Source organism: Paenibacillus albidus (genome assembly GCF_014644435.1).
Lineage (GTDB): Bacteria > Bacillota > Bacilli > Paenibacillales > Paenibacillaceae > Paenibacillus_AQ > Paenibacillus_AQ albidus.
Genome location: NZ_BMKR01000115.1, coordinates 1 through 612, shown reverse-complemented (window position 1 = coordinate 612; position 612 = coordinate 1). Strand labels below are relative to the sequence as shown.

1 protein-coding gene is annotated in these 612 nt (G+C 46.9%); it reads left to right on the top strand.

Annotation, left to right across the window (positions count from 1 at the left end; all coding sequences use genetic code 11):
* Positions 1 to 9: 9 nt before the first annotated feature.
* On the top strand, positions 10 to 612 hold a 603-nt coding region (locus IEY53_RS34835; RefSeq protein WP_229696545.1), incomplete at its 3' end, for a condensation domain-containing protein.

Below are 612 nucleotides of genomic sequence, written 5' to 3'. Positions count from 1 at the left end.
CATTACCCTGTGTCTTCCGCCCAGAAACGTCTGCTGATCATTGATCAATTGGAAGGACAAAGCACATCGTACAATATGCCATTTGTCTTGAAGCTGGAAGGGAGGTTGGATTACGACCGGCTAGAAGGAGCCCTTCGAACACTTATGCAAAGGCATGATGCTTTCCGAACCTCTTTTGCATTCATCGAGGGGGAACCTGTGCAAAAGGTACATGACGCTATCCAATTCGAAATCAAGCGGATAGTGCTTCCAGAGGAATCGGAATTAGAGCAGGCATTGGAGCAGTTTATCGTTCCGTTCGATTTGCAGCAGGCGCCGCTCCTGCGTGCAGGGTTGGTCCAAGCAGAGGATCAAGTCGCATTCTTAATTATAGATATGCACCATATTATATCCGACGGTACATCAATCGGCATTCTGGTGGATGAATTCACGAAGGTATACAACGGCGAGAGACTGAATGATTTAAGCATCCAATATAAGGATTATGCGGTATGGCAGAACCAAATAGTTCGGGATGGAGCTGTTAAAGAGCAGGAGAAGTACTGGATGAAGCAATTTGAAGGCGAGCTGCCGGTATTGAATCTGCCGACGGATTATCCAAGACCCCAATTG